The 23,975-nt window shown below is 52.3% G+C and carries 28 protein-coding genes; 7 read left to right on the top strand and 21 right to left on the bottom strand.

Going from position 1 to position 23,975, the window contains the following annotated elements:
- Window positions 1-75: 75 nt before the first annotated feature.
- Window positions 76-1,227, bottom strand: a complete 1,152-nt coding sequence (locus J1836_RS08825; RefSeq protein WP_207250762.1) for an RNA-guided endonuclease InsQ/TnpB family protein — start codon at window positions 1,225-1,227, stop codon at window positions 76-78.
- Window positions 1,228-1,367: 140 nt separating this feature from the next.
- On the opposite strand from J1836_RS08825, the gene J1836_RS08820 reads away from it, so the two are divergent.
- Together J1836_RS08820 and J1836_RS08815 are read left to right on the top strand one after the other, a co-directional pair.
- Window positions 1,368-1,940 (top strand): DUF1415 domain-containing protein, encoded by a 573-nt coding sequence (locus tag J1836_RS08820; protein ID WP_207250761.1) that lies wholly within the window; start codon window positions 1,368-1,370, stop codon window positions 1,938-1,940.
- Window positions 1,937-2,500: a rhomboid family intramembrane serine protease gene (locus J1836_RS08815; RefSeq protein ID WP_207250760.1), complete on the top strand. Its 564-nt coding sequence runs from the start codon at window positions 1,937-1,939 to the stop codon at window positions 2,498-2,500. The genes J1836_RS08820 and J1836_RS08815 overlap by 4 nt, the downstream gene beginning before the upstream one ends.
- A 4-nt stretch (window positions 2,501-2,504) precedes the next feature.
- Here J1836_RS08815 and J1836_RS08810 read toward each other — a convergent pair whose 3' ends face one another.
- The 12 genes from J1836_RS08810 to J1836_RS08755 all read right to left on the bottom strand — a co-directional run bounded on the left by J1836_RS08810 (window position 2,505) and on the right by J1836_RS08755 (window position 11,622).
- Window positions 2,505-2,921 (bottom strand): CBS domain-containing protein, encoded by a 417-nt coding sequence (locus J1836_RS08810; RefSeq protein ID WP_207250759.1) that lies wholly within the window; start codon window positions 2,919-2,921, stop codon window positions 2,505-2,507.
- Window positions 2,922-2,941: 20 nt separating this feature from the next.
- Window positions 2,942-3,178, bottom strand: a complete 237-nt coding sequence (gene nqrM / locus J1836_RS08805) for a (Na+)-NQR maturation NqrM (RefSeq protein WP_242632781.1) — start codon at window positions 3,176-3,178, stop codon at window positions 2,942-2,944.
- A gap of 185 nt (window positions 3,179-3,363) precedes the next feature.
- Complete coding sequence (gene nqrF, locus J1836_RS08800) at window positions 3,364-4,584, bottom strand: NADH:ubiquinone reductase (Na(+)-transporting) subunit F (RefSeq protein WP_207250758.1); 1,221 nt, start codon at window positions 4,582-4,584, stop codon at window positions 3,364-3,366.
- A gap of 10 nt (window positions 4,585-4,594) precedes the next feature.
- A complete protein-coding gene (gene nqrE / locus J1836_RS08795; RefSeq protein ID WP_207250757.1) occupies window positions 4,595-5,191 on the bottom strand; it encodes an NADH:ubiquinone reductase (Na(+)-transporting) subunit E in 597 nt (198 codons plus the stop codon).
- A 1-nt stretch (window position 5,192) separates the two neighbouring features.
- Window positions 5,193-5,861, bottom strand: a complete 669-nt coding sequence (locus tag J1836_RS08790) for an NADH:ubiquinone reductase (Na(+)-transporting) subunit D (protein WP_207250756.1) — start codon at window positions 5,859-5,861, stop codon at window positions 5,193-5,195.
- A complete protein-coding gene (locus J1836_RS08785; RefSeq protein WP_207250755.1) occupies window positions 5,858-6,670 on the bottom strand; it encodes a Na(+)-translocating NADH-quinone reductase subunit C in 813 nt (270 codons plus the stop codon). Before J1836_RS08785 ends, J1836_RS08790 begins: the two co-directional genes overlap by 4 nt.
- A complete protein-coding gene (locus J1836_RS08780) occupies window positions 6,667-7,881 on the bottom strand; it encodes an NADH:ubiquinone reductase (Na(+)-transporting) subunit B (RefSeq protein ID WP_207250754.1) in 1,215 nt (404 codons plus the stop codon). Before J1836_RS08780 ends, J1836_RS08785 begins: the two co-directional genes overlap by 4 nt.
- A gap of 2 nt (window positions 7,882-7,883) precedes the next feature.
- A complete protein-coding gene (locus tag J1836_RS08775; protein ID WP_207250753.1) occupies window positions 7,884-9,224 on the bottom strand; it encodes a Na(+)-translocating NADH-quinone reductase subunit A in 1,341 nt (446 codons plus the stop codon).
- 167 nt (window positions 9,225-9,391) lie between these two features.
- A complete protein-coding gene (locus tag J1836_RS08770; protein ID WP_207250752.1) occupies window positions 9,392-10,267 on the bottom strand; it encodes a DMT family transporter in 876 nt (291 codons plus the stop codon).
- Between the two features lie 14 nt (window positions 10,268-10,281).
- A complete protein-coding gene (locus J1836_RS08765) occupies window positions 10,282-11,028 on the bottom strand; it encodes a L,D-transpeptidase family protein (protein ID WP_207250751.1) in 747 nt (248 codons plus the stop codon).
- Window positions 11,028-11,342: a hypothetical protein gene (locus J1836_RS08760; protein WP_207250750.1), complete on the bottom strand. Its 315-nt coding sequence runs from the start codon at window positions 11,340-11,342 to the stop codon at window positions 11,028-11,030. Before J1836_RS08760 ends, J1836_RS08765 begins: the two co-directional genes overlap by 1 nt.
- A gap of 1 nt (window position 11,343) precedes the next feature.
- On the bottom strand, window positions 11,344-11,622 hold the full coding sequence (locus J1836_RS08755; protein ID WP_207250749.1) for a hypothetical protein: 279 nt from the start codon (window positions 11,620-11,622) through the stop codon (window positions 11,344-11,346).
- Between the two features lie 86 nt (window positions 11,623-11,708).
- Between J1836_RS08755 and J1836_RS08750 the strand changes: the two genes are divergently transcribed.
- Window positions 11,709-12,092, top strand: coding sequence for a hypothetical protein (locus tag J1836_RS08750; RefSeq protein ID WP_207250748.1), 384 nt, complete (start codon window positions 11,709-11,711; stop codon window positions 12,090-12,092).
- A 440-nt stretch (window positions 12,093-12,532) separates the two neighbouring features.
- Window positions 12,533-12,703: a hypothetical protein gene (locus tag J1836_RS08745; protein ID WP_207250747.1), complete on the top strand. Its 171-nt coding sequence runs from the start codon at window positions 12,533-12,535 to the stop codon at window positions 12,701-12,703.
- Here the strand turns inward: J1836_RS08745 and J1836_RS08740 are convergent.
- The gene (locus J1836_RS08740; protein WP_207250746.1) at window positions 12,700-12,852 is read right to left on the bottom strand and encodes a hypothetical protein; all 153 of its coding nucleotides are present in this window, start codon (window positions 12,850-12,852) and stop codon (window positions 12,700-12,702) included. The genes J1836_RS08745 and J1836_RS08740 overlap by 4 nt on opposite strands.
- 109 nt (window positions 12,853-12,961) lie before the next feature.
- A complete protein-coding gene (locus J1836_RS08735; protein ID WP_207250745.1) occupies window positions 12,962-13,327 on the bottom strand; it encodes a hypothetical protein in 366 nt (121 codons plus the stop codon).
- Window positions 13,328-13,409: 82 nt separating this feature from the next.
- Here J1836_RS08735 and J1836_RS08730 point away from each other — a divergent pair, with 82 nt between their 5' ends.
- Window positions 13,410-13,943, top strand: coding sequence for a DOMON-like domain-containing protein (locus tag J1836_RS08730; protein ID WP_207250744.1), 534 nt, complete (start codon window positions 13,410-13,412; stop codon window positions 13,941-13,943).
- The gene (locus J1836_RS08725; RefSeq protein ID WP_207250743.1) at window positions 13,927-15,129 is read left to right on the top strand and encodes an exo-beta-N-acetylmuramidase NamZ family protein; all 1,203 of its coding nucleotides are present in this window, start codon (window positions 13,927-13,929) and stop codon (window positions 15,127-15,129) included. Before J1836_RS08730 ends, J1836_RS08725 begins: the two co-directional genes overlap by 17 nt.
- Window positions 15,130-15,131: 2 nt before the next feature.
- On the opposite strand, the gene J1836_RS08720 is transcribed toward J1836_RS08725, so the two are convergent.
- Both J1836_RS08720 and J1836_RS08715 read right to left on the bottom strand, forming a co-directional pair.
- Window positions 15,132-16,418, bottom strand: a complete 1,287-nt coding sequence (locus J1836_RS08720; protein WP_207250742.1) for an MgtC/SapB family protein — start codon at window positions 16,416-16,418, stop codon at window positions 15,132-15,134.
- Between the two features lies 1 nt (window position 16,419).
- Entirely contained in the window at window positions 16,420-17,229 is an 810-nt protein-coding gene (locus J1836_RS08715; protein WP_207250741.1) for a transglycosylase SLT domain-containing protein, read from the bottom strand.
- A gap of 126 nt (window positions 17,230-17,355) precedes the next feature.
- Between J1836_RS08715 and J1836_RS08710 the strand changes: the two genes are divergently transcribed.
- Window positions 17,356-19,227 (top strand): M48 family metallopeptidase, encoded by a 1,872-nt coding sequence (locus J1836_RS08710; RefSeq protein WP_207250740.1) that lies wholly within the window; start codon window positions 17,356-17,358, stop codon window positions 19,225-19,227.
- 46 nt (window positions 19,228-19,273) lie between these two features.
- Here J1836_RS08710 and gorA read toward each other — a convergent pair whose 3' ends face one another.
- The 4 genes from gorA to J1836_RS08690 all read right to left on the bottom strand — a co-directional run bounded on the left by gorA (window position 19,274) and on the right by J1836_RS08690 (window position 23,918).
- Complete coding sequence (gene gorA, locus J1836_RS08705) at window positions 19,274-20,638, bottom strand: glutathione-disulfide reductase (protein ID WP_207250739.1); 1,365 nt, start codon at window positions 20,636-20,638, stop codon at window positions 19,274-19,276.
- Between the two features lie 16 nt (window positions 20,639-20,654).
- Complete coding sequence (locus tag J1836_RS08700; protein ID WP_207250738.1) at window positions 20,655-21,389, bottom strand: glutathione peroxidase; 735 nt, start codon at window positions 21,387-21,389, stop codon at window positions 20,655-20,657.
- A gap of 134 nt (window positions 21,390-21,523) precedes the next feature.
- Window positions 21,524-23,467 (bottom strand): AsmA family protein, encoded by a 1,944-nt coding sequence (locus tag J1836_RS08695; protein WP_207250737.1) that lies wholly within the window; start codon window positions 23,465-23,467, stop codon window positions 21,524-21,526.
- 46 nt (window positions 23,468-23,513) lie between these two features.
- On the bottom strand, window positions 23,514-23,918 hold the full coding sequence (locus J1836_RS08690) for a hypothetical protein (RefSeq protein WP_207250736.1): 405 nt from the start codon (window positions 23,916-23,918) through the stop codon (window positions 23,514-23,516).
- Window positions 23,919-23,975: the final 57 nt, after the last annotated feature.

Here is a 23,975-nt window from a genome sequence, read left to right as displayed (position 1 = left end):
TATGATGTCCGCTTGATTTACTGTCAGTCAGAACACTTGACTTCCTCCTCTCCCTAAAGGAAGGGAATTCCTAATTCATCGAGAACAGGACAACGACACCGAAATGCCATTGCCACTAACATTCTCTCCAAAGGCTAACACCGCCAGTCCTGCGGCTAAAATGTTACGCGCTGCATTCACATCGCGATCATGGATTACCTTGCATTCAGGGCATTCCCACGACCGCACGTCCAGCGGTAGTTGGTCTTTGACGAACCCACAACAGGAACAGCGTTTACTGGAGGGGAAAAATCTGCCGATTTCGACATACGTTCTGCCCGCCCAGTTGGCTTTGTACGCAAGCTGGCGGGTAAACTCACCCCAGCTTGCATCGGCAATGTGCTTGGCTAATGTTGGATTCTTAATCATGTTCTTCACGGCGAGGTTTTCGGCGCAAACCACTTGGTTCTCGTTAATCAGTTTGCGGGACAGCTTGTGCAAGTTGTCCGAACGGCAATCGGCGATTTTCGCGTGAATACGGGCAACCTTGCGTTTGGCTTTCAGCCGGTTCTTGCTGCCGAGTTTCTTCTTGGCAAGACGGCGTTGATACTTCGTAAGTTTGGTCGCGTATTCTGCGGTGTGGCGGGGATTGCCGGATTTAAAACCGTCGCTGGTGACGAACAAATCCTTAATACCTACGTCTATGCCCACCTTGTTATCGGTAACGGGCAACAACGTGGAGTCGAATTCACACAAGCAAGACACAAAATAGCGCCCTGCCTGATCTTTGGAAACGGTAATGGTGGTGGGATCGGACGGAAGCGTCTGACTCCATTTAATCGCCAATGGCTGGTCACACTTTGCCAGTTTCAGTTCACCGTTTTTAAAAGTGAACGCGCGGTAAGTGAATTCAGCCGACTGGCGGTGTTTTTTGGATTTGAAAACAGGGTATTTCGCCCGACCTTCAAAGAAATTCTTGAACGCCGTTTGCTGGTTTCGCAAGCATTGTTGCAGTGGGACACTAGAAACATCGTTTAGAAACAGGGACTCAGGCAGTTTTTTGATGGCAGTCAATCGAGCGTTTGCGCCCATGTAACCAATTTTTTCTTGAGTCTGATCATAAGCATCCGTGCGGTAACGCAAAATGCTGTTGTACGCGTAGCGCACACAACCAAAGGTTTGTGCCAGCAATTTTTCTTGTTGCTGGTCGGGGTAAAACCTGAACTTGTAGGCGCGTTTCGTTTGCATGGCTCTCAGTATAGTTGATGCTGTGAGTTATGCGTGTTTAACCAAGATAGCTTAACTAAAGAGGAGCGAGAAGAGGGTCGGCTACCGCCGACGCGCTATCCCTCCCCGACCTAAAGGACGGGGTATCTCGCGCAAGATGGATGAAACACACCAACGCTACCTACATCGCCCAGACCCGCTGCTGGTTAGAAAACGTCGTCCTCAAGCACAACCTGTGCCCATTTGCACACAAACCGTTCAAAGGCGGGCAAATTCATTTCGTCGTCACCGATTCCGCACGCCCCGAATTCTTGCTGGAAGATTTGCAGCATGAACTCGAACAACTCCGCGCCACCCCTGTGAGCGAAGTCGAAACCACCCTGCTAATTCACCCCGGCACGCTGGAGGATTTCATGGAATACAACGACTTCCTCGATATGGTCGATGCGCTGCTGGAAGACGGCGGCTTTGACGGTGAATTCCAAGTCGCGAGCTTCCACCCCGACTACCAATTCGAGGGCACACGCCCGAATGACGCGGAAAACTTCACTAACCGTTCGCCATGGCCAATGCTACACCTCATCCGCGAAGACAGCTTAGCGCAAGCCATTGACAGTTATCCTGATGTCGATGCGATTCCTGAGCGCAATATTGAGACCATGAACGCACTCGGTACAGCACATCATCGTCAGGTGTTGGAAACCTGTTTGCAAACCAAAAAAGAATCCGAATGAAAAGCCACATCCACCGTATCCGCGAAGAATTACCGTTGGTTCTCCTGTTTCTCGCCACCATTTGGGGCGTATTTCTATTGGATCGCATCCTGCCGCTGGAACGCTTGGGGCTGATTCCGCGAGACTTCGGTGGGTTGATCGGCATTGTAACCATGCCGTTTCTGCATTCCAACTTCACGCATTTGCTGAATAACAGCGTGCCGTTGGCAATCTTGCTGACCTTGCTGGCAGGTTCGCGTACCGATTCACGCGCGGCGGTGGCGCTGGTAGCAGTGTTCGGCGGGGTATTGCTGTGGGTGTTTGGGCGGGGGCATTCGCTGCACATTGGCGCAAGCGGCTTGGTGTTTGGGCTAGCGGTGTTTTTGATCGTGTCCGGCACATTGGAACGGCGCGTTGTGCCGCTACTCGTCAGCGTCTTCGTGACATTTACTTACGGCACAACCTTACTCACTGGCATCTTGCCATGGCAATCAGGTGTATCATGGGATGGGCATCTTTTCGGTGGAATAGCAGGCGGCGTGGTCGCTTGGCTGTTAGTGCGCAAGACACCAGCCGCCTAAGTACTTACACTGCAAATCCTGATGCACTCACGGTGCGTAAGGCTTTCAGCACATCCAACCGCGTAATAACACCCACGACGCGGTTATCATCAACCACTGGATAACGGCGGTAATGGTCATCCATGAACATTTTTGCCACATCGAGAATGCTATCTTCAGCATCCACCGTGCGAATGTCCCGCGACATCTTTTCCCCCACCGTACCGCGCCAGCCAGAGTGATAACCCGAACGCAATGCCGCATCAATGCAGTCGGTGACGGATAGAATCCCCACCAGACTCCCTCGATTGTCCATCACCGCACCGCCAAAAAGATTGCGCTCGGTAAAAATCTTGACGGCTTCGCGAATATCCTGATTTTCATACAGGGTGGCGAGGCGGCTTGACATGTAATGACGCACCGACAATGAAACTTCCGCCATGATGGACTCCTCCAGCTTATTCAAGATTTCAAAATATCCTGCCGCTTCAAAACGGCTTCGCGTTGTTCTTGTGCCATTTTCTGTTTACGCTTCTCACAGGGATTAGAACAGGAACAGTCACTTTTTTCTATACCGGGAATACCCGATAAACCACCACAACTGCCTTTTAAGACCCGGCTATTGAATATCCAACCCAAAGCCAAGCCCAGCACCGCTAGCAAAAAAATCAAAAACGTTAAAAGAAATATTTTCATCATTTTTCACCGTTAATCTTAGTAAAGGACTTAGTTATCATGCTGCACTGCAAAAACGTTTCATCCCCATTAATTTTGCGCTACTATTGCGCTGGGTCAAATCTTTGACCCATTTCCTCCTAGCGGTTCGGGGTGGATGTCCACCCCGCTCTTTACAAGAGAATCAATAATTTGCACTCATTTAGTGCTTAACCGCCAAAATCATCCAGCAAGATATTCTCGCGCTCCACCCCAATATCCAACAATGTCCGCACCACGGCGGCATTCATCATCGGTGGACCACACAAATAATATTCACACTCTTCCGGTGCAACATGATCCTTCAAATAATGCTTATACAGGACATCGTGAATAAACCCGACATACCCCGTCCAATTATCTTCGGACTGCGGTTCGGATAAACCCATGTGCCAGGTAAAATTCGGATTTTCCGCTGCTAAGGTATCAAATTCATCGACATAGAACGCTTCGCGCAGACTCCGTGCTCCGTACCAGAATGACATTTTACGCTTACTTTTCAAACGGCGTAACTGGTCATAGATATGCGAACGCATCGGTGCCATGCCTGCACCACCGCCGATAAACACCATCTCGTTATCGGTATCACGCGCAAAGAACTCGCCGAATGGCCCGGAAACGACCACTTTATCGCCCGGTTTCAGGTTAAAAATGTACGACGACATTTTGCCCGCTGGGATGTCATTCTTACCCGGTGGTGGGGTTGCAATACGCACATTGAGCATCACAATGTCATCTTCTTCGGGGTAACTTGCCATTGAATAGGCACGCAATACCGGTTCATCCACATGCGATTCAATGTCCCACAGCTTGTACTTGTCCCAGTCGCCACGGAATTTAGGGGGAATATCAAAGCTGGCATATTTCAAATCATACGGCGGGCATTCGATCTGAATATAACCACCGGCGCGGAAGTTGATCTTCTCGCCCTTCGGCAATTCCACCACCAATTCTTTGATGAAAGTCGCCTTATTGTCGTTGGAACGCACCGTACATTGCCACTTTTTCACGCCGAAGACTTCATCCGGCACTTCGATGCGCATGTCTTGCTTAACCGCCACCTGACACGCCAAACGCTCGCCTTCCGCTGCTTGGCGACGGTTAATGTGACCTTCTTCAGTCGGCAGTAACGTCCCGCCACCTTCCAGCACCTTCACACGGCATTGTGCACACGTACCGCCGCCACCACAGGCAGAGGACACAAACAGCCCTTTTTCCGCCAATGCGCCCAGCAATTTCGTGCCGGGTTTCACAATCAGTTCTTTCTCGCCATTCACCAGAATGCGAATGTCACCAGTCGCCACCAGTTTGGAACGTGCAAACAAAATGCCATACACCAAGCCGATGATCATTAGGGTAAAAAAGGCTACCCCCAATAAAACGGTTGTCATTGCCTCACTCCTACAACTGGATGCCGGAGAAGGACATAAAGCCCAACGACATCAACCCGACGGTAATAAAAATAATCCCCAAGCCTTGCAAACCGGCGGGAACATCGCTGTATTTGAGGCGTTCGCGCACGCCCGCTAGCACCACAATCGCCAGCATCCAGCTAAAGCCGCTGCCGAAACCGTACACAACGCTTTCGGTGAAGGTGTAATCCCGCTCGACCATGAACAGCGTACCGCCCAAAATCGCGCAGTTGACCGTAATCAGTGGCAAGTAAATCCCCAACGCCTGATACAGTGATGGTACGAATTTATCCATCGCCATTTCCAGCACTTGCACAATCGCTGCAATGATCGCGATATAGCTGATCAAGCCCAGAAAGCGCAAATCCACGCCTTCCAGCAACACGTTTTCTTTGAGAAATACATTCAGAATCAGGTTATTGGCAGGCATGGTAATCGCTTGCACGATCACCACTGCAATCCCCAAACCCACTGCCGTTTCGATCTTTTTGGAAATGGCGATAAACGTACACATCCCCAAAAAGAACGTCAGCGCCATGTTTTCAATGAAAACAGACTTAACGAAAAGACTTAATAAGGCTTCCATATCAGCGATTCCCCAAGCCGTGTTTCTCATGAATCTTGAAGTCGTGGACTTCCTGCTGCGCGGGGTACTTGGTGCGGATAATCCAAATCAGCAGCCCAATCAGGAAGAACGCACTCGGCGGCAATAACAGCAAACTGTTCGGCGTGTACCAACCGCCATGCTTGGTCAGCGTCAGCAATTCGTAACCGAACAACGAACCTGCGCCAAACAATTCACGCACAAATGCCACACCCACCAAGATAATGCTGTAACCCAAGCCATTGCCTATCCCATCGAGGAAACTGATCCCCGGCGGATTTTGCATGGCGTAGGCTTCTGCTCGCCCCATCACGATGCAGTTGGTAATGATCAAGCCGACAAACACCGAGAGCTGTTTTGCAGTACTGAACGCATAGGCTTTCATCAACTGATCGACCACGATAACCAAAGAAGCGATGATGGTCATTTGCACAATAATACGAATGCTACCGGGCGTGTGATTACGCACCGCACTGATAAAAGCATTGGAAAACGCCGTTACCGTGGTCAAACCGACTGCCATCAGCAGCGCGGTTTTCATGGAACTGGTCACTGCCAACGCGGAACAGATACCCAGAATTTGCAGCGTAATCGGGTTATTCCCAATCAGCGGCTCAGTTAACACTTTGCGGGCTTCGGGGCTAAGACTCATACGCCACCTCCCTGAGGATTAGTTCGGAATTTTTGCAGGTAAGGGGCAAAACCATTTTCACCCATCCAGAAATGCACCAGATTATCCACGCCACGGCTGGTCAAGGTCGCACCGGACAGCGCATCAATTTCATGCACCGCTTTCGGGTCACCCGCAGGCGCTGCACCTTTCATGACGCGCAAGGCAACTTCGCCATTGGCGTTGAATACTTGCTTGTCTTTCCACAAGTCTTTCCATGCAGGGTTATCGACTTCGCCGCCCAAACCGGGGGTTTCCGCGTGTTCATAGAAACCCATGCCTACCACGGTATTCGCATCACCTTTGAGAGCAAGGAAACCGTACAACGTTGACCACAAGCCGTAGCCATGAATCGGCAAAATCAGCTTTTCGACCTTGCCTTGCGCATCTTTCACCAGATACACCGTAGCGTATTTAGCACGGCGTTTGATCGAGGCAATGTCTTGCTCTTTGGTCAGCACCACGTTTTGCTTGGGGTCAACCGAGGCAGCACGCGCATCAAACGTATCGGCATTCACACCGTCCACGTAGTCGCCCGTTTGCAAATCCACCACTTTGGCTTCAACTTGCTGGAAGGCTTCTTCCACCGATTTACCCGGTTGCTCCAAGCCTGCGATTTGCAAAATATTGCGCTTTTTATCCAGCAACTTATTGGTATCTTGCACTGGCTTTAACGCCACGGCGGCAGCAGATACCGCGACGGAACACACCAAACACAGCAGCAAAGCGACAATAAACGTCTTTTGCTTGCTGTCGTTAGGCATGTCTAAGAATTGACGTACCAGACTCATGATTTCACCCCCACCGTTTGACGCTTCAGGCGACGTTTGATATTGGCTTTCATCACGGTGTAATCCATCAACGGCGCAAACATATTCGCAAACAAAATCGCGAGCATCATGCCTTCAGGGAACGCCGGATTCACCACGCGAATCAGAATCACCATGACCCCAATCAATACGCCGTACCACCAACGCCCCGCATTGGTGTGTGCTGCCGTCACCGGATCAGTCGCCATGAACATCATCCCGAACGCAAACCCGCCCGTGACCAAGTGCCACCACCACGGCATCGCAAACATCGGGTTGGTATCGCTGCCGATGGTATTCAGCAAAATCGTCATCATGATCATGCCGAACATGACCCCCGACACAATGCGCCAACTCGCAATCTTGGTGAACAGCAAGAACGCGCCACCGATGAGGATTGCCAGCGTCGAGGTTTCTCCCAATGAACCGGGTTCAAGCCCAATAAACGCATCCCACCAGCTCACCGTGACCGCCTGCATTCCACCGATGGCGGCGGCGGATAAGGTGGTTGCACCGGAATAGCCATCCACCGCTACCCAGACTGCATCGCCAGACATGAACGCAGGATACGCAAAAAACAGAAACGCCCGTCCAGCCAACGCCGGATTGATGAAGTTTTTACCCGTACCGCCAAACACTTCCTTGCCGAGAATCACCCCGAACAAGATTCCCATGCCGACCATCCACAACGGAATATCGGGTGGCAATACCAGTGAATACAGGATGGAAGTAACGAAAAAGCCTTCGTTAACCTCATGCCCACGCACCAGCGCAAATGCGACTTCCGCTATCCCACCCACAATGAACGTGGTCATATAGACGGGTAAGAAATACAGCAAGCCGTGCAAAAAGTTATCGAAAAAGCTCTTGGGGTCGTAGCCGACCATATCCATGATCGTGCCACGCCAACCGATAGCATGTTCCAACCCCATGGACTGCATCGCAAGGTTCGCTTGGTAGCCCGTGTTGAAACACGCCATGAACATAACCGGAAAGGTTGCCAGCCACACATAGCCCATCACCCGCTTCAAATCGAGTGCGTCACGCACATGCGGTGCGCCAATGGTACGGTTGGGTGGGCTATACAACAGGGTATCGATCATCTCGAACAGCCCGTAGTACCGATGGTATTTGCCGCCACGAGCGAACTTGGGTTCGACCTTATCCAATAAGCGACGTAGTTTGTCTGACATGGTTACTCCCCCTTTTCCAGCATTCGCAGGCAGTCGCGTAACGCGGGGCCGTATTCGTATTTGCTGTGGCACACAAAGGTACACAGCGCCAGATCGTCTTCATCCAGTTCCAAGGCGCCAAGCTGTTGCGCCATCACCGTGTCGCGTACCAGTAAGGAGCGCAGCAATTGTGTCGGCAAAATATCCAGCGGCATGACTTCTTCGTAATTGCCCAACGGCACCATGGCGCGATGGCTACCGTGTTGCGTCGTGCTCATGGCAAATTGCTGCTGACGCACCCCACGGCTGAAGAAGACGTTCAAGGTAGAAAACTGTTTGAGCAGCGGGTTGAGCCAGTGCATAAATACACGCGGCTGTCCTTCCGGCACGACCGCGACTTGCACGGTGTAACGTCCCAGATACGCACTCCAACCAGCGGCACGGAAACCCGCCAGCAATGAACCCGCAATCACGCGGCATTGCTGGCAATCGAGTTGCCCTTCGAGCATATCGTCAGTACTTGCGCCCAAACGGGTACGAATCAGGCGCGGCTTTAACACCGTCGGGCCTGCGAGGGAAATCACCCGATCCACGTACAATTTGCCGGTGGTAAACAACTTGCCAATCGCAATCACGTCTTGATAGCCAATATGCCACACGGTTTTGTGTTCGCTTACCGGGTCAAGGAAATGGATGTGCGTACCGGGCAAACCTGCCGGATGTGGTCCCGACCAGCCGGTGTAAGTGATATTGCTGGCTTCAACGCGAGGAATCGCCGCGCCTTCCGCATGATTCACAAACACCTTAGGCGCAAGTTTCGTCAGCAATTGCAAACCCTGTTGGAACGCAGCGCTTTCGGCATGGAGGATTACCAGCGGGTCGGCTGACATCGCATAGGTATCAATAGCGGTGACGAAAATAGAGGCTGGCGTACTATCTGCGGAAGGGGCTTTGCTGTAGGGGCGGGTGCGGAAGGCAATCCACTGCCCCGAATCCAGCAATTGCTGGCGAATCGTCTCGGCATCCAGTGTCGCCAAGTCGGCGGGGGAATACGCGGTGAACGCAACGTCTTCTTCTCGGTCGTCTAACTGGATGATGACCGCGTTTAAGACGCGCTTCGCCCCCCGATTAATCGACTTGACGACACCGCCGCCCGGTGAGGTGAAATTAACGCCCGGATGCTTGCGGTCAGTGAACAGAACTTGTCCACGTTTTACCCGATCCCCTTCCTGAACTTGCAATGCGGGGCGCAAGTCGTGGAAGTCACGCCCCAATACGGCAACGGTCTGAGGGGCTGGATGTGCATAAACCGCTTGTTCCGGCTTGCCAATAATGGGCAAATCCAGACCTTTACTGATTTTCATGTCTTGCAACAACGCTCTTGAGGGGAAGTACACCAACCGCCTTTGGTCAGTGCTGAAGGTTGCGAATTATCAACAAGTGTCGACAATGTTGCAAGTGCACAGGCTAAATAATGCCACTATCCGCTAAATTTCAAGCCACATTGTCAGCATCTTAATTCCCCACCGTCCTAACGCGGTTTAAACACTTTGAGCACACCCGTTGCCAATGCCGTACCTAACACCACCACGCTGCCACCAAGCAACATCGACAGCGTAACGCTTTCGTGCAAAAACAAACCACCCCACACAATACCAAACACCGGAATCAAAAATGTGACCGTGATCGCACGCGCCGCCCCCACTTGCGCAATTAAGCGAAAAAACAGCATAAACGCCAACGCCGTACAACCAATGCCCAACGCCAGCACCGCCAACCACGCGCCCGTACTCGGTACGGTTTCCGGCCACCACCACACCGCTAACGGCAATAACACCACCGCTGACACCAACTGCGAACCCGCCGCATTCGCCAATGGCGGCACATGGCTCAAATGCCGCCGTGTCAGATTTGCCCCAAACCCATACGATAACGTAGCCAGTAACATCGCCACCAACGCCCAACCTGACCCGCCGACGTGAAACTCCGCCTTATCCGCCGCCAACAGCAACACGCCCGCAAAGCCAATCGCCAACCCCAACATCCGCGACCTATCCAAGCGATCACGCAACCACCACGCCGCCATGATCGCGGTAAAAATTGGCGTGGTAGCATTCAAAATCGACGCCAGCCCCGATGTCAGCGACAACATTGCCCACGCAATCAACACAAACGGCAACGCCGTGCTGAATACACCCAGCAACAGCATCGCCCCCGCATTTTCCCACAAAATATGCACCTGCCCGCGCCACAGCAACAGCGGCAGCAAACACCCCGCCGCAATCGCCACACGCAGCCACACTAAAGCAAACGCCCCAAATTCCGGCGTGGCGTAGCGCATAAACATAAACGAGCCGCCCCACAGTGCAGCCAGTAGAATTAGGTCGAAACGTTGACGAGAGGTCATGTGTTGATCCAAGATTATTCAAGGTGCTTTTCTAACAGGTATTGCGCGAGTTCTGTACGCAGGTTTTGGTAAAGACCCTCTGTCCACGCGGGCAAATTCGCGGCTGGCACGCTTGCTGCTGCCGTTTGCCGGAAATCGGTCGGGGCAATCACCACGCGCACGCTTTCCTTGCCGACCCACGCCGCCAGCGCAAACAATTCTTCTGCCGCCACATCGCCCATTGCCAGACAGCCGATGGATTTGGCTTTGCCGTGAATCATAATGTCCGACCCCAGCTTGTCGCGCCCGTCAGCTAGCCCCCGCTCGCGGTCAACAGCGTTGGGGTAATTGAGGCGCAGCGATACGTGGAACAGGCTGTTGGGGTTGAGTGATTCGATGGCGTAAATACCCTCCGGCACTTGTTTATCACCCTCGCGTAGTTTCGGCCCCAATACCCCGCTGGCGGCTTGAATCGGGTAGGTTTGTACCTGTTGCCACGCGCCTTGCGGGTCACGGGCGTAGAGTTCCAGCCGTTTGCTGTCCTTGAATGCCAGCAAGGTGATGGAGGTCGGTGGGAACGCCACGCCTGCTTGCTGGAAGTGCGGGGCAAGGCGTTGGCTGGCGGCAGTGCCGAATTGTTCCAGCCGTTGCGCCACGCTGTATTTACTGGTGATTTGTAGCTTCACGTAATCCATGACGGTTGCCACCTTGTCGGGAAATAGGGTGAGAAATATCCCGCCGGTAGCAGCAAGAAAGATGAGTAGAATCAGGGACTTTTTCATTATTTGTTCGTGCCGTCAAGGGTTGGGCTGACTTGTTGAAACCACCAACCGCTTGGCTGCTCACGCTCAATAGGCGGATTAGCCTCGCCAGCCTTCTTAGCGGCAGCCAATCTCGCACTGATGGTGTAGTAGCTTTTTTCGTAGTTGTAGTAGCCATTGGTAGCGTTTACGTCGAAGTAGGTGTGCATATCGTCGTCGGTATTTCTGGAGCAGAAATTTGTATCACTCGTGCCATCAATATGCTCATTGAGGCAATGTTTGCTGATGCACTGCGCGTCATCCGTACACCGCTTGCCAGCGTCGGGGTTAGCCAACTCACGGCAATCTGGCGGTAGCGGGTGGTTTGCGGCAGGATATACGGTAATACCCGTGCTGATCGGTTTTTGCTTGGGCGATAACCTCCAGTGGCGCGGAACAATTATAAGCTAATACTTCCACCTGAATATTAGCGACAGGCTTATCTGCAAAAGTGGCGTTGCCAGATATTTCAACATTATGTAGGTCGGGCAAGGGGAGGCCAGCAATGGATAGTGCCTGTGCCGTGCCTGTATGCAAACCTACGATGCAAAGCGTGGTCAGTAGTAATTTTTTCATTGTTTGTCCTTGGTGCGTAATTATGTTTTTCATTGGCAATTTTCTGGGAGATAAGACGGCAGGAATCGCCGATAAGTTCACCACTCATGATGAAAACCAACATTACTGCCATTGTCATCGCAACGGCACTCATCGGCACTGGCTGTACACCGATTCCCGCAAAAATGGCGGTCAGCGACACTGAAATACAAACCTTACGAGGCAAAACGCTGCACATTAACCAGAGCGACAATTCTGATTTCGTGCTGGAAACAAGCACTCAAAACGTCGCATCGTTGGTAGCCTTTGGCGCAATCGGTGCTGCCGTTTCTGCCAGTATTTCCATCAGACGTGGCAAAAACGCCCTCACCACCGCAGACATTGAAGATCCTGCCAAAATCATTGAAGCCAATATTATTAAGGAATTAGCCAAATACCAACCAGCAACAACACAGGCATACACAACCCAAGCTGCACCAACAGAGGGTTAGTAACAGTTAGCATAAAAGTTGCACCTAATTATCCAAATATCATCAAAATGGGTAACTTGGTCGTTATCAATGTGGAGAAATAGCGCACTATCTACTACATTAGTGGGGAGATTGACGGTTTTCTCGAACCTGCTTTGAGAGGTAAGTCCGGTTGCTTTAGCACAATCACCTACGGCGAGTTACGCCGGATGTAAAGTCTGTGGAGAGGTCGTGAGACCTGGGGGAGCAAGCGGTCGCCTCATCAGCGTAAAGCCCCCCACTGTGGGAGTTTTAATGGCAATAACCAAGCCGTTCCTCTGGGCAGCCTCGATGAAGCAGAAATCTGACAATAAATCTATCATGAGTAGGTTTGTATAGGTTCAGAATAACGGTGTTGATCTGGATGTAAAAACCGCTGGCTGGTCTACCCGAACGGCTATGGCATCAACTACAGTGCCGCCATGAAATTAACCGATAAAAAGTCAAACAAAATACTGGCACAAGCAGGCTGCGAGTACAAAACAGACAGCACCCTAGCCGTATCGTATGAAAAAATCACCGCAAACCAAGGCACATGGCTGAAAACAGAAATGGGCAAAGCCGTGGATTATTGCAGCGATATGATGCTCTAACCTTCCGGCATCACACTGTAATACCAGCCGAATCCAGAGAAGATGGTTAGGTAGCCTGTTTGGAACAACAGTGTTTCCAAGTGCAGCCGTTCCACATCAAAATCGCCCAAGGCTTTGTAATCCATACGCACGGCTTCAAGGTCAGGCAAATGGAACGCACGTTTACGCAAAATATCGACCAAAAACGACGGCGTAGCGGTTTCAAACCAGATGCCGCAGATATTCCGCTTGTCTGGATTTCTTATCCATTTATCGACATCACCAATTAAACGGCATCATCCCCATCGGTGACATGCGCGTATTCATCTGATCCATCTGCGCATTCATCGCGCCCATCTGATACGCCATTACCATCCGCATTTGGTTGATGTTTTGATCCATGTTACGCACCGACTGGTTCATTTGGGTGATCTGTTCCAGCATCTGGGGGGCCATTTGTGCGGCAGGTTTAGCGGTTTCATCCAAATGGCTGATGGCTTTGCTGATATTGCCAAAATCCGTAAACCCACCTGTCCACAACGGCTGCCACACCACGACCAGCAGATATAAGATAATTCCCATCGTCACGGTGGAGGTGAAATAAAACATCGCACGCCAAAAATCGGCGACTTTTGTCATATTCATGCTGCTGTCCTTGTTAAACTGTAGTGTGTGCTTGTGCTTATAGAATCATAGTATAGCGATAACTTACCTTGAGACACACCATATGCTGACACTTATCCCCCACCCCACCACACCCTGCCCTGCGGTCGAGTCGCTGCATGTTGCTATGACGCGGGTAAACGCTGGCTGGCATCTCTGCTACACCTTGCGCGGGGATTTACAGCAACTACGTATCCCCGCGCCGCAAATACCTGCCGCTGTCGATGGCTTATGGGAACACACTTGCTTTGAAGCCTTTATTGGTGTATTAAATAGCGCGGCGTATCATGAGTTTAATTTTTCGCCATCGCATCAATGGGCGGCGTATGCGTTTAGCGACTATCGGCAGCGGGTGGACTGGCAAACCAGCCACGCACCGCGTATGGTAACGACTGGTACGACTGGGCAACTATTGGTCGATATTCACCTTGCCGTAGCGGATTTTCCGGCGAATCCAGCGCATCAACCGTTGCAACTGGGCTTAACGGCGGTACTCGAAACAGCGGCGGGCGAGAAAACGTATTGGGCATTGGCACATCCGACCAAACGCCCGGATTTTCATCATCGTGACGGATTTACACATGCAATTTGGTCTTGATCGCTTTCTCCATGATGCCAGCCTTCGCGCCCCCTTGCGCGGCAAGCGTGTGGCATTACTGGCGCATCCTGCTTCGGTCACTGCCGATCTCACCCATGCGCTGGATGCCATCGTTGCCTTGCCAGACATAACATTAAGCGCCGCGTTTGGCCCCCAGCATGGCATCAAAGGCGACAAACAAGACAATATGATGGAATCACCCGATGTCATCGACCCGCAACACGGCATTCCCATTTTCAGCCTGTACGGTGAAGTACGTCGCCCCACAGCGGCAATGCTTGATACCTTCGACGTGTTGCTGGTGGATTTGCAAGATTTGGGTTGCCGCATTTACACCTTCATCACCACGCTGCGCTACGTGCTAGAAGCCGCCGCGCAACACGGCAAAGCCATCTGGGTGCTGGATCGCCCTAATCCTGCCGGTCGCCCCATCGAAGGCTTAACCTTACGCGCAGGTTGGGAAAGTTTCGTCGGTGCAGGCGCAATGCCCATGCGCCACGGCTTAACGATGGGCGAACTCGGCTTATGGTTCACCCGCACCCTCAAACTCGACATGGAATACCGCGTCATCGGCATGGAAGGCTGGCAACCGGATCTCGCCCCCGGTTATGGCTGGCCGCTTGGTAAACGTGAATGGATCAACCCCAGCCCCAACGCCCCTAATCTGTCGATGGCACGCTGCTACGCCGGAACGGTGATGTTGGAAGGCGCAACCCTCTCCGAAGGCCGTGGCACCACCCGCCCGTTAGAACTATTCGGCGCACCGGATATAGATGCACGTGCCGTCATCAACACCATGCAAACGCTTGCCCCGCACTGGTTGCAAGGCTGCGTTCTACGCGAATGCTGGTTTGAACCCACCTTCCACAAACACATGGGCAAGCTGTGTGCCGGTGTGCAAATCCACGTCGAAGCACCGCATTACCACCATGCCGCGTTCCGCCCGTGGCGTGTGCAAGCCTTGGCGTTCAAAGCGATTCGCCAACTCTACCCCGACTACCCATTGTGGCGTGATTTTCCCTACGAATACGAATTCGGCAAGCTGGCGATTGACGTGATCAACGGTTCACCGCTATTACGCGAATGGGTGGATAATGCGCAAGCGACTCCTGCGGATTTGGATGCGCTCGCTTTGCCAGATGAACACGCGTGGGAAATCAGCCGCCAGCCGTTTTTGTTGTACTAACGTCAACCCGTCGCTAACCACTGATACCACGCGACGCTAATGCCCATCACTGCCGCCAGCAGCAGTGGCATTCCCACCCGCCAGCCGATTTCCCAGCCACCGATACTCAGCACTATGCCTGCTTTCACCAGTGAATTGACCGCTGTCGCCAGCACAATGCCAAACACAGCAGTGGGAAGTGCCAAGCCATTACCGTTCAGGCTCATACGTGCCAGCGACAGGGTAATCGCATCCACATCCGCCACCCCGGAAGCGGCTGCTAATAACAGCACACCAGCAGCGCCCACCCAATCCTGAAACGCTTTGCCCAACAACATAATGACCGCCAATAAGCCCCCGAACAGGATAGCCGTGCGTAATTCCAGCGGATTTTGCAGCATAACCTGCGGATCAGCGCCTTGCTGGTGGCGCATAACAAACCAGTACACCAACGCAGGCACATACGTCAGCACTGCCATCAGGGTCAGCGGCAACCACAACGAGGCAAACATTGACGGGTTAAGCACGCTTGCCACCAACAATATTCGGGGCAACATCGTGCCACATGCCAACAGAATACCGGTTGCCAGCAAGGGCGCTAATGCCTGTTTTTGGTGAGCGAGGCGTGAAAAGTTCAGGGTCAACGCCGTCGAAGACACCAACCCGCCCAATAACCCCGTCAACAATGCACCTTTGCGTGCTCCGCCCAGCTTGAGCGCAAAATAGCCCACGAAGGAAATGGTCGCAATCAGCACCACCATCCACCACAATTCGTAAGGATTCAACGCCTGCCAAGGTCCATACCCCTGATGCGGCAAAATGGGCAAGATTACCGCCGAAATCAGCAGCAACTGCGTGCCTGCCCGTACTTCGCTTTCTTCCAACGCATGAACCCAGCGATGCAATTGCGGTTTGTAGGTCAGCAATGCCATCGTCACCACGCCTGCTGCCACTGCTGCCTCCTGCATACCGCCGGTTGCCATCAGGCCAAACACGAATACCAGTAAACCGGCCACCAAGCTGGTGATACTCACATCCTCACCATGACTTTCACGCAGGTTGGCACTGTAAATAGCGGTCAACGCCCCCGCCACCCCGATGAACATCAACCCGACCACCATCGCGCCCAATTGCTCCGCCAACAGGGCGCTACACCCTCCCAACAAACCTAACAAGCCATAAGTACGCACCCCAGCGACCCGCTGACCATCAGGGGCAGCGCGATGTTGCCAACCACGCTCCACCCCGATCAACAAACCAATCCCCAACGCAATCGCAAGGTGATAGAAAATGAGTGGGTCAGCCGTCATGCTAGTGCGAATCCTTAAGCAACTGCGCAATATTCCACAAGCTCGGCACGTATTCGACCCCTGCCCGTAAGGAAATGTCATCCGGCTTGGCTTGGTGTGCAGCGTACAAACGGTGGTAGAAATTGGCGAAATTCGCCTCAATGCCCTCGCTCTGCATAGCCGCCAGCATCCGTTTCACATTCCCCGCCCCCCAATTAAACGCCGTAAACGTCAATAACCACGCATCGCTTTCCGTAAATCCCGCCACATTGGCAAAATAGAAATGATACCGGTGTAAATGCACCTGTGCCGCTTGCGTACTCAGAGTCGCATCGGCACGGAGCTTATTGATCCCCGTGGTTTTCAGCGCCGTCGGCACGTAATCCAGTGTTTGAATTTCCTTCAACACTTCTGGCGTGAGTTGCCAGTAACCGTAATCCCCTGCTTTGTCGCCACGCTTCGGATGCCACTGCGATTCCAGATACGGAATCAACAAAATGCTATCCGGCATCCCCTGCAAATCCACCGCTTTCACAAACGGCAAGGAACGCAAAAATGCCTCGTTGTAAGCATTCGTGCCATTATTATCCTTCCACTGAATCTTATTCTTAACGCGCTTAGCAACCGTCTCAAAATCCTTTTTACCTTTGCCCTGCAACGCATTACTCACAAAAAAAGCGAACAAGTCGTACTGTTTACTCGCCATCTGCGCGGCAGCAGACGTTTCGGCAGGCACTTGGTAAACAATCTTGCGCCACGCAGGCTCATTCGCCTGCACCACACCGCCAAGACCGCAGCAAAAACACACAAGAGCAAGGCGTATTAACCGCATAACTATCCGTTTTATCGTCAATAATGCGCTGAGTATAGTGCCTACAATCCGAAAAACGGCAGCATTCCCGTAAAATTTGTTACGCTCTCTTCACCAATAACCCCCATAAAATTGAGCCGTCAGCGCATGAAAACCTCGACCGAATACCGTCAACAGTTTGAAGAACTGGTGCAGCGTGCCGAACAAGAAATGGCACAACACCCCACCACCTACAAACGTCACCTGCAATGGCTGGCGTTGTTGGGTTACAGTGTTATTTTCGGGCTGCTCGCGTTAGTCATTGCCCTCGCAGGCGGCACACTCTGGTTAGCGTTCAGCAGCTCAGCGGTGTTGTTATTGCTGTTCAAAAGCAAGCTGTTTATCGTACTCGGCGGCGTGATCTGGGTCTTAGTGCGTTCCCTGTTAGTGCGTATTGATGCACCGACTGGCTACGAATTAACCCGACAGGAGTTTCCACAGGTATGGGCAGAAGTCGATGCCTTACACACGCAACTCGCTACGCCCCCCATCCACACCCTTTTACTCACGCCCGCCCTGAATGCCGCGATTGCGCAAACCCCACGGCTGGGTATTCTTGGCCCGTACCAGAATACGCTAATCCTTGGGCTAGAACTGTTGCTGGCATTGTCCCCCGCGCAAACGCGTGCCGTATTGGCGCACGAACTCGCACACCTATCCGGCAATCACAGCAAATTTGCAGGTTGGATTTACCGCGTCCGGCGCAGTTGGGCGCAAATCAGCACCGCATTTCACCAATCCAACGCGTGGGGAACGGGGCTAATCCGACGCTTTCTGGATTGGTACAACCCCTATTTTGCAGGCTATTCCTACGTATTAGCGCGTAGTAACGAATACGAAGCCGATGCCCTTGCCAGCAAACTCACCTCGCGTGACACCACCGCCTCCGCCTTGGTTGCTGTGTACGTGTACGGTGAATTCACCAGCACCCATTTCTGGAAACCGTTTTTCCGCAAAGCACACACGCAAGCGCAACCCGAACAAACCACCTACACACAATTGCAGCAATTCTACCGCCAGCCACCGGCGCAAGATGACACCTTCAAACACCATTTGCGCACCGTCCTCACCCAGAAAACGGACCCCGCCGATACGCATCCGTCCTTGATGGAACGCTTAAAAGCGCTCAAAGCCACCGGAATGCAGCCAGAAACCGACGATAGCAAGGCGATTCTGTGGCTAGGCAGCGAAGCCAAACGCGTGATTCAGCATTTCAACCAGCAATGGATCAATGAAAATGCCGCGCAATGGGAAGCTTTCTACCAACGCGCCCAAGCCGCGCAGCACAGCGTTGCTGACATGAATAACCGCGACTACCACACGCTGAGTGCTGACGAACAATGGCAGCTTGCCAACTTGACCGAACGTTACTTGCCGGAAGAAGATGCGCTGGCGTTGTACATGCAGTACGCCGCGAATAACCCCGATGACAGCGACGCCGACCTCGCCATCGGGCGTTTATTGCTGGAACAAAATAATATGACGGGGATTCGTTACCTCGAAAAAGCCATGAAAAATCCGGCGTTGCGCGTGTATGCCGCCGATGCGGCGTGGCGTTATTACACCCGCGAACAGCAAACTCAGCAAGCGCAGAATTGGCTGATCCGCCTAGAATCCGCCAGCGATTTAATGCAGGAAGCCGAACAAGAGCGGGCGGTGCTGGATGACGTGGATATTCTGATCGCCCCCGCAGCGGTGGAAGAAGCAGGCTACGAGTTTGAACGTGAACTCCTCGGCGGGCTACACCACCACGTCAAGGTCAGCGAAGTGTGGGTCGCACAAAAACGCCTACGCAATTTCGCGCAAGACCCCGTGTTTGTCATCGCAGTCAAAATCAAAGGCTTTGTCATGAACGACACCCGTTTGCAGCAAGACTTGCTGAATGCCTTGCAAACACAACACACGGTTTTCGTGGTCAACAGCGTCAGCCACAAAAAGCTCGTCAAAAAGGTCATGGCACTGGGCAAGCAGTTGTATTAGCACAGAGCGTAAAAAAGGGCAGACATGGGGTCTGCCCCTGCGGGGATTACTTCATCGTCACCATTTCTTCGGCGCTGACAGGGTGAATCGCGATGGTGTCGTCAAAGTCCTGCTTGGTTGCACCCATGCGGATAGCAACCGCGAAACCTTGCATCATCTCATCCACACCCAAACCAATCGCGTGGCAGCCGACGATTTTTTCGTCTTCACCGACCACGACCAACTTCATCGCCGTTTTGGCCTTGTGCTTAACGAAGGAATAATACATCGGGGTGAATTCGGTGCTGTATACCTTCACCGCCTCACCGTATTGTTCCCGCGCCGCTTCTTCCGACAGACCAATCGTGCCAATCGGCGGATGCGTGAACATGACGGTGGGAATCAGGCTGTAGTCCAACTTACGATCTTTCATGCCACCAAATAAACGATCACCTAAACGACGACCTGCCGCAATCGCTACCGGAGTCAGTTGCACCCCGCGCTTATTGATAATGTCACCAATCGCGTAAACACCGGGAACGCTGGTTTCCTGATAGTCGTTCACGTCGATGAAACCACCAGAGGCAAGCGCCAAACCAATGTTTTCCAAACCAATATCGTCGGTGTTGGTTTTGCGACCAATCGCCCACAACAACTGATCCAAATCACTTAACGTGCTGCCATCGGCATAGTTCACGGTAAGTTTGCCGTCAGCCTGCTTTTCCACGCTGGCAATTTTCGCCGTGTCATTGAACACAATGCCATCAGCTTCCATTTGCGTGCGCAGGGTTTTCTGCATCAGGCTATCGAAACCAATTAGCACAGGAAAACCTTGGTGTAGCATGTGCGTTTCTGAACCGAGGGCATTCAGCACACCCGCCAATTCCAGCGCAATGTAACCGCCGCCGACAACCGCGACTTTCGCAGGCTGCTCGTCCAGCTCGAAAAAGCCGTCGGAGCTAATACCATGTTCCGCGCCGGGAATATCGGTCGGCACAATCGGGCGACCACCCGTGGAAATCACAATGTGGTCAGCGGTGTAAGTTTCGCCGTTGACGTCCAGCGTTTTCGCATCGACAAAACGCGCTTGCCCTTGGATCAGGTCAATGCCCGCTTCGGACAAAAAGCTATCCATGTACCAGTCGGTAATGCCGCCGATCATATTATCGCGCTTGTTCACCAGCTTGCCCCAATCGAGCTTGCCGGGAACCGTGGCGAAACCGTAATCCTGTGCGTCGTGCTGGGCATGAGCCAAGTTCGCGGCAAACCACATCACTTTTTTGGGGACGCAACCCCGATTGACGCACGTACCGCCGAGGTCGTCATTGACTTCCACGACCGCGCACTTTGCGCCATGTTTCGCAGCCTTTTCGACCACTGACAAACCACCGCTGCCCGCGCCGATGGCGATTAAATCGTAATGTTGGCTCATGCTTTGCTCCTTGTGCTTACTTCGCGTTCAACCACGCTTCGAGTTTGTCCGACCCACCAATCAATGCGCCGTTGATGAAAACTTGCGGCACCATATCCACACCCGCGACCGCCCGCAAACTGCGGTTGGTGTAGTCTTGGTTCAATACCAGTTCGTCGAAATCCATGCCTGCATCGTGCAACATGCCTTTGGCTTTGGCGCAGAATGGGCAACCGGGGCGCGTGAACACAACAATATCAGCCGGTGCGGTGACTTGCGGCGCAACGTAAGCCAGCATGGTGTCAGCATCGGAAACTTCAAACGGGTCGCCCGGTTTGTTCGGTTCGATGAACATCTTAGCCACCACACCGTCTTTCACCAGCATGGAATAACGCCATGAACGCTTGCCGAAACCGATGTCTTGCTTGTCCACCAACAGACCCATGCCGTCGGTGAATTCGCCGTTGCCGTCTGGGATGAAGGTAATTTTGTCGGCTTTCTGATCAACTTTCCACTCGTTCATGACAAACGTGTCGTTGACGGACATGCAGATAATCTCATCCACGCCATTCTGCTTAAACGTATCCGCCAGTTGGTTGTAACGCGGAACGTGAGTAGAAGAACACGTCGGGGTGAATGCGCCCGGCAGTGAGAAAACGATGACAGTCTTGCCTGCGAACAGCGCGGCGCTGGACACATCGACCCACGCATTGTTTTGGCGAGTACGGAATGTGACGCTAGGAACGCGTTGACCTTCTTTATTTTCAAACATATGTAGTTTCCTTAAATTGATTTTTCACAAACGATCTATAAAAGTGATTTGATGCTGCGCAGTATAAGCAGCCGCTAATGAAATTTACAGTGAATTGTTTCTAATGTTACGTTCGGTTTAATCGAAGACTATGCTTAGAACAAGCCTTTCAACTGGTTCTTCAATTCATCGGTCAGTTTCTGTTTCTCATCCTGCAATTCATTTTTCAAGCGTTCAGTGACAGAATCACGCTGTTGCTGAAGGGCATCCATCTGCTTCTGCTTTTCGGTGTCGAGCTGACTTTTAGCGAGTTCTTTGAGCAATACATCCAATTCCAGCGCATAACTCGGCTTATCCCACGCCCCGACAATATGCAGTGGCGCAAACAGCCCTTGCGGCTTATCCGCTTTGGGTTTTTCGCTGATACGCAGTTTGACATCAAGCGACTCATTCACAATATTCACGTCACCGCTGCCTTTCACCTGAAAATGCGGCGCAGTCATGACGCTTTCTTCGGTATGGAACACGCCTTTATCTACCTGCCACTGCCCCTCCAGCTTGGTGAAAGCAACTTCTTTTTCACCCAGTGCGTTGACATGCTCTTTCTCGAATAGCGTGACCACCTCCTTGGTTTTTTGTGCAAAATTGGCATCCCGAATCGTACCGTCGTTTAATTCCAGCGCAATGTTGCCGTTCAGATTTTGCTTGAAAGCCTCCGCATCACCCGCGACGGAATCCAATTGCGCCGTCATATCCAACGCCCCCGTGATTAAGCGATCATCGGTCAGTGCAAACAATAAGTCGTCAGTACGCAGCTTTTGTACTTTATGTTCGGTACGCACCACCGGCGGCGTTAACAGGGTATCAACATTAATGGTGCCGTGGTAATCGCCCTGAAACAGCTTGCCGCTGGGGGTCAGTTTCACCTGCCCATCCGCAAAATGGACACCCAACGTTGCTTGTTGCAAAGCAAACGGCGGGTAACTGAGCTGATCCGTTTTGAATTTACCTTCCACCACACGGCTAGGCTGCAAAGGGTCTTGCACCTGTAACACGCCCGTCAATGCTTGATCCAACAAGTTAAGCTGTACGTGCGGCAAATCCAGCAAGCCTTTGCCGCTTGCCAGATTCACATCGAGTTTACCGCTGGCGTTGGACTGTAGCGTTCCACCCGGCACTTGCGCCGTTTTCAGATCTGCCTCTAAGGTCAATGCCGCCAGCGCCAATTTCTGCTTTGCCAAATTCACATCCAACTGCCCGCCCACGTTAAACGTGCCCTGCCCCACAAGGTTAATATCGGCTTTAAAATCGGGGATTTCAGCAGACTTTTTGTCCAGATTGCCTTGCAGATTGCCGCTGATGTTTGCTTCCAGTGTGTCGGGCAATTGCGCTTGTACACTCAAATTGGCGAGGGAAAAATCCTTGGCGTTATCCGCCAATTGCGCTGTTGTGGTCAGGTGAAAATGCACATCCAACGCGGGGGCGCTTTGCTTGAGATTCGTATCCAAACTAATCGCCACGGGCTTACCGGGGTGAAACGTACCTGTCTGCAAATTCAGCGGTGCTAGCGTTAACGCATTGCCATGTTGATCATCACGCCAGCGCACTTGCGAATCGCTCACGCTCACCCCCGTGATCACTAAACCGCCCAACAGACTGGTCATGGCTTCACCTGCATCCGCAGTGGCTTGGGAAGAACCTTCCGGCAGCAAATCTTGCCAATTGGTTTTACCGCTTTTCACCCGATGCAAATTGAGCTTCAAGCCCTGCAAATGCACGTCATTGATTTTGAGTTGCTGTTCTAACAGGGGTAAAAATTGCACGGCGACACGCGCATTCTCCGCTTCGGCAAAGCTTTCTTTCGCGAAACCCACCGCATTACCGAGCTTCACTTGCCCCAATTGCAGGGCGATATTCGGGTAAAACGACAAATTAATCTTGCCGTCGATAGTCAATTCGCGCCCCGTTTGTTCCTTAACGAGGGCTTGAATTTCTGGCTTGTAACGGTTGGCGTCAAAGGTCAGTGCAAACACCGCAAGCAGCGCCACAATCAGCAACAATAACCCTAATAACCAAGCGAGTGGGCGCAATAATGGCATACGATAGTCCTTTCAATAGCCTTTTTATATTGTGCCTGACTATAACCTATCGGACAGGCGGCAGGTAGTAGGCTTGCGGGTAGTACTGCTGCGGATAATAGGCGTGTGGGTAGTAATAACCGTAAGGATAAACCGTGTTATAGCCCGTCCCGTAAGCATTCCATTGCGCGTTTTGAGACTGTGCCACATCGCCGCGACTGTGCGCCCGACTGTCAGTATTCAACAGGGTGAAGCCTTTGGCGCGGAAATTCAGGTCGAAATCCAGATTAATGTCAGCTTCGCCACGCCCGCGTGAATGCCCGTAGGTTTGCCCGTTGGTGTTGGCTTGGTGGGATTGATCTTGGCGGTTATTGCCGAAAAAATTGCCCATATCGAAACCATCGAAAAAATCAGCCGATGCGGTACTGGTTAGCAAGGTCAAAGCAGTGAAAATAATGATACGTGTGCTCATGAGGGTGTTTCCTTCTAGTGGTTTCACCAGTTTATACCCATTCATAAGCATTTGCTA

The organism is Thiothrix fructosivorans, assembly GCF_017349355.1.
Lineage (GTDB): Bacteria > Pseudomonadota > Gammaproteobacteria > Thiotrichales > Thiotrichaceae > Thiothrix > Thiothrix fructosivorans.
This window is presented reverse-complemented; position numbering and strand designations above follow the sequence as displayed.

Excerpts from the sequence above, each read along its gene's own strand:
- nqrF (WP_207250758.1), bottom strand. The coding sequence starts at position 4,584 with ATGACAACCGTTTTATTGGGGGTAGCCTTTTTTACCCTAATGATCATC.
- J1836_RS08745 (WP_207250747.1), top strand. The coding sequence starts at position 12,533 with ATGAAATTAACCGATAAAAAGTCAAACAAAATACTGGCACAAGCAGGC.
- J1836_RS08765 (WP_207250751.1), bottom strand. The coding sequence starts at position 11,028 with ATGAAAAAGTCCCTGATTCTACTCATCTTTCTTGCTGCTACCGGCGGG.
- J1836_RS08775 (WP_207250753.1), bottom strand. The coding sequence starts at position 9,224 with ATGAAAATCAGTAAAGGTCTGGATTTGCCCATTATTGGCAAGCCGGAA.
- J1836_RS08790 (WP_207250756.1), bottom strand. The coding sequence starts at position 5,861 with ATGAGTCTTAGCCCCGAAGCCCGCAAAGTGTTAACTGAGCCGCTGATT.
- J1836_RS08820 (WP_207250761.1), top strand. The coding sequence starts at position 1,368 with ATGAAACACACCAACGCTACCTACATCGCCCAGACCCGCTGCTGGTTA.
- J1836_RS08785 (WP_207250755.1), bottom strand. The coding sequence starts at position 6,670 with ATGAGTCTGGTACGTCAATTCTTAGACATGCCTAACGACAGCAAGCAA.
- nqrE (WP_207250757.1), bottom strand. The coding sequence starts at position 5,191 with ATGGAAGCCTTATTAAGTCTTTTCGTTAAGTCTGTTTTCATTGAAAAC.
- gorA (WP_207250739.1), bottom strand. The coding sequence starts at position 20,638 with ATGAGCCAACATTACGATTTAATCGCCATCGGCGCGGGCAGCGGTGGT.
- J1836_RS08725 (WP_207250743.1), top strand. The coding sequence starts at position 13,927 with ATGCAATTTGGTCTTGATCGCTTTCTCCATGATGCCAGCCTTCGCGCC.
- J1836_RS08695 (WP_207250737.1), bottom strand. The coding sequence starts at position 23,467 with ATGCCATTATTGCGCCCACTCGCTTGGTTATTAGGGTTATTGTTGCTG.
- J1836_RS08735 (WP_207250745.1), bottom strand. The coding sequence starts at position 13,327 with ATGAATATGACAAAAGTCGCCGATTTTTGGCGTGCGATGTTTTATTTC.
- J1836_RS08715 (WP_207250741.1), bottom strand. The coding sequence starts at position 17,229 with ATGCGGTTAATACGCCTTGCTCTTGTGTGTTTTTGCTGCGGTCTTGGC.
- J1836_RS08815 (WP_207250760.1), top strand. The coding sequence starts at position 1,937 with ATGAAAAGCCACATCCACCGTATCCGCGAAGAATTACCGTTGGTTCTC.
- J1836_RS08730 (WP_207250744.1), top strand. The coding sequence starts at position 13,410 with ATGCTGACACTTATCCCCCACCCCACCACACCCTGCCCTGCGGTCGAG.
- J1836_RS08710 (WP_207250740.1), top strand. The coding sequence starts at position 17,356 with ATGAAAACCTCGACCGAATACCGTCAACAGTTTGAAGAACTGGTGCAG.
- J1836_RS08690 (WP_207250736.1), bottom strand. The coding sequence starts at position 23,918 with ATGAGCACACGTATCATTATTTTCACTGCTTTGACCTTGCTAACCAGT.
- J1836_RS08770 (WP_207250752.1), bottom strand. The coding sequence starts at position 10,267 with ATGACCTCTCGTCAACGTTTCGACCTAATTCTACTGGCTGCACTGTGG.
- nqrM (WP_242632781.1), bottom strand. The coding sequence starts at position 3,178 with ATGATGAAAATATTTCTTTTAACGTTTTTGATTTTTTTGCTAGCGGTG.
- J1836_RS08700 (WP_207250738.1), bottom strand. The coding sequence starts at position 21,389 with ATGTTTGAAAATAAAGAAGGTCAACGCGTTCCTAGCGTCACATTCCGT.
- J1836_RS08720 (WP_207250742.1), bottom strand. The coding sequence starts at position 16,418 with ATGACGGCTGACCCACTCATTTTCTATCACCTTGCGATTGCGTTGGGG.
- J1836_RS08810 (WP_207250759.1), bottom strand. The coding sequence starts at position 2,921 with ATGGCGGAAGTTTCATTGTCGGTGCGTCATTACATGTCAAGCCGCCTC.
- J1836_RS08780 (WP_207250754.1), bottom strand. The coding sequence starts at position 7,881 with ATGTCAGACAAACTACGTCGCTTATTGGATAAGGTCGAACCCAAGTTC.
- J1836_RS08750 (WP_207250748.1), top strand. The coding sequence starts at position 11,709 with ATGATGAAAACCAACATTACTGCCATTGTCATCGCAACGGCACTCATC.
- J1836_RS08825 (WP_207250762.1), bottom strand. The coding sequence starts at position 1,227 with ATGCAAACGAAACGCGCCTACAAGTTCAGGTTTTACCCCGACCAGCAA.
- J1836_RS08755 (WP_207250749.1), bottom strand. The coding sequence starts at position 11,622 with ATGAAAAAATTACTACTGACCACGCTTTGCATCGTAGGTTTGCATACA.